This is a genomic window from Arthrobacter sp. Y3225116 (assembly GCF_059091245.1).
In genome coordinates this window covers 1-2,680 of sequence record NZ_JBNHGL010000322.1, presented here as the reverse complement: position 1 = coordinate 2,680, position 2,680 = coordinate 1, and the positions used below count along the sequence as shown (strand labels likewise).

The 2,680-nt window shown below is 71.8% G+C and carries 4 protein-coding genes; all 4 read left to right on the top strand.

Annotated features, from left to right (window positions below; genetic code table 11):
- Nucleotides 1-1,533: phytoene desaturase family protein (crtI, locus tag AC5RV2_RS16805; protein WP_494093281.1), on the top strand; the 1,533-nt coding region annotated here is incomplete at its 5' end.
- Nucleotides 1,530-1,910 carry a lycopene cyclase domain-containing protein gene (locus AC5RV2_RS16800; RefSeq protein ID WP_494093280.1) on the top strand — a complete coding sequence of 127 codons (381 nt, stop codon included), beginning with the start codon at nt 1,530-1,532 and terminating at the stop codon, nt 1,908-1,910. The genes crtI and AC5RV2_RS16800, both read left to right, overlap by 4 nt.
- Nucleotides 1,907-2,263 carry a lycopene cyclase domain-containing protein gene (locus tag AC5RV2_RS16795; protein WP_494093279.1) on the top strand — a complete coding sequence of 119 codons (357 nt, stop codon included), beginning with the start codon at nt 1,907-1,909 and terminating at the stop codon, nt 2,261-2,263. The genes AC5RV2_RS16800 and AC5RV2_RS16795 overlap by 4 nt, the downstream gene beginning before the upstream one ends.
- A partial coding sequence (locus AC5RV2_RS16790; protein ID WP_494093278.1) for a UbiA prenyltransferase family protein occupies nt 2,260-2,680 on the top strand: 421 nt, incomplete at its 3' end. The genes AC5RV2_RS16795 and AC5RV2_RS16790, both read left to right, overlap by 4 nt.

The following is a 2,680-nucleotide window of genomic DNA, read 5'->3' as shown; positions in this document are numbered from 1 at the left end:
CGCGTCACCCTGCTGGAGCAGCGCTCCGGCCTCGGCGGCCGGGCGGGACGGCACGAGCGCGACGGCTTCCGCTTCGACACCGGTCCGTCCTGGTACCTGATGCCGGAGGTGATTGACCACTGGTTCAAGCTGATGGGCTCCAGCGCCGCGGAGGCGCTGGAGCTGGTGCGGCTGGACCCCGGCTACCGGATCTGGTTCGAGGGGCATCCGGCGGCCACGGAGGTCCACTCGGGCCGCGACAACGTGGCGGGACTTTTCGAAGGCCTGCAACCGGGGTCCGGGCCGGCGCTGCACCGCTACCTGGACGAGGCGGCGGAAACGTACCGGCTGGCCAAGGAGCACTTCCTGTACGACGACTTCGCCAGCCTGCGCGGCCTGGCCCACCCGCGGGTGCTGCGCCGGGCACCCCGGCTGGCCAAGCTGCTGGGCTGGAGCCTGGACCGTTACGTCCGCGAACGGTTCACGGACCCGCGGCTGCACCAGGTGTTGGGGTACCCGGCGGTGTTCCTGGGTACCAGCCCGTACCGGGCGCCGGCGATGTACCACCTGATGAGCCACCTGGACCTCGACGACGGCGTGTACTACCCGATGGGCGGGTTCGCGGCGCTGGTCGATGCGATGGAGCGGCTGGCGCGGGAGGCCGGCGTCCGGATCGAAACCCGCGCCACCGCCCGGCACATCGTCACCGGGCAGTCCGGCGCGAAGGCCCGCTGCGAGGCAGTGCTCTGGTCCGATGCCGCCGGCGCCGAACGCCGGACGGCGGCGGGCATCGTCGTCGCCGCGGCGGATCTGCATCACGTGGAGACCGGGCTGCTGCCGGCGCACCTGCGCAGCCACCCGGAACGGGTGTGGCGCCGCCGCGACCCCGGTCCCAGCGCCGTGCTGGTCTGCCTGGGCGTGCGCGGGCCGCTGCCGCGGCTGGCCCACCACAACCTGCTCTTCACACGGGACTGGAAGGAGAACTTCAGCCGAATCCGCTCCGGGCGGGCGCTGGCTCGGGAGACCTCCATCTACGTATGCAAACCCAGCGCCACCGACGCCGTAGTAGCACCGGCCGGGGACGAGAACCTGTTCATCCTGGTTCCCGCACCTGCGGCGCCGGCCTGGGGCTCGGGCGGTGACGACGGGTCCGGGGCGGCCGCCGTGGAAGCGGTCGCGGACGCGGCCATCGACCAGCTGGCCGCCTGGACGGGAGTGGCAAACCTCCGCGGCCGGATTGCCGTCCGCCGCACCTTCGGGCCGGCGGACTTTGTGGACGGCTTTAACGCGTGGCGTGGCAGCGCACTGGGTGCGGCGCATACCCTGCGGCAGAGCGCCTTCCTGCGCCCGGGCAATCGGAGCCGCCGGGTGGACGGGCTGCACTACGCCGGCAGTTCCGTCCGGCCGGGCATCGGCGTGCCCATGTGCCTGATCAGTGCCGAACTGGTGCTTAAGGCCGTGCAGGGGATCGGGGCACCCGGGGCACTGCCGGAACCGGACTCGGCGGCGCCCGGCCCCGCGCCGTCGTCGGACAGTGCGGGGAGGAGCGCATGATCTATCTGGCCGTGCTGGTTGCGCTGCTGGGCTGCATGGCCCTGCTGGACGCGCGCTACAGGCTGTTCTTCTTCGACCGTCCGGTCGCGGCCGCCGTCACCCTGGCCATCGGACTGGCGTACTTCCTGGCCTGGGACGTCTGGGCGATCGCGCTGGGAATCTTTGTGCACCGCGACTCGCCGCTGATGACCGGCCTGATGCTGGCCCCCGAGTTGCCGCTCGAGGAGGCGTTCTTCCTGGCCTTCCTCTGCTACCAAACCATGATCCTGTTCACCGGGCTGCTGGCGTGGGGCCGGCACCGGCGGGCTGTCCGCGCGGCCGGACCGCAACTGGTCAGCCACGACGACGGGGCCTCGGCCGGAGGTGGCGCGGCGTGAGTTTCCTGGAGCTGAATGCGGTCTTTCTCGGCGTCGCGATTGCCGCGGCAGTGGGCGCGGTCCTGGCCAGGCGGGTGCCCCGCGGGGCCGCGGCGGCGGCCGGCCTGTCCGTCGCTGCGCTGTGGGTGCTCACCGCCGTGTTCGACAACGTCATGATCGCCTCCGGGCTGTTCGACTACGGCGGACACGCCCTGGCCGGGCTCCGGATCGGCCTGGCGCCGATCGAGGACTTCGCCTATCCGCTGGGCGCGGCGCTGCTGCTGCCCGCGGTGTGGCTGATGCTCACAGGCCCGCGCCGCCGCCGCGCCGATGAGAGGGCCGGCCGAGCCGACGGGGGAGGGGAACCGCCGTGATCCGCGAACTGGTCATCACCTCCCGGCCGGTGTCCTGGGTTAACACCGCCTACCCCTTCGCCGCCGGATACCTGCTGGCTTCCGGCGGCGTCGACTGGCTGGTGGTAGTGGGCACGATCTTCTTCCTGGTCCCGTACAACCTGGCGATGTACGGCATTAATGACGTCTTTGACTACGAATCGGACCTGCTCAATCCGCGCAAGGGCGGGGCCGAGGGAGCGGTGGTGGACAGGGCCCGTCATCGCGCGATCCTGCAGGCCAGCGCCGTGGCCACGGTGCCGTTCATCGCGGTCCTGGCGGTAGCGGGCAGCGTGGCGTCCACTGCGCGAAAGCCCCGACCGGATCGTCGAGGTCGCCTGGGCGCCGACCCAGGCCAGCGTTTTCCTGGTGGAGATCCAGGTCGAGGCGCTGGACCGC

Bases quoted from the DNA above. Each gene is read 5' to 3' on its own strand.
- AC5RV2_RS16800 (WP_494093280.1), top strand. From the start codon at position 1,530: ATGATCTATCTGGCCGTGCTGGTTGCGCTGCTGGGCTGCATGGCCCTG.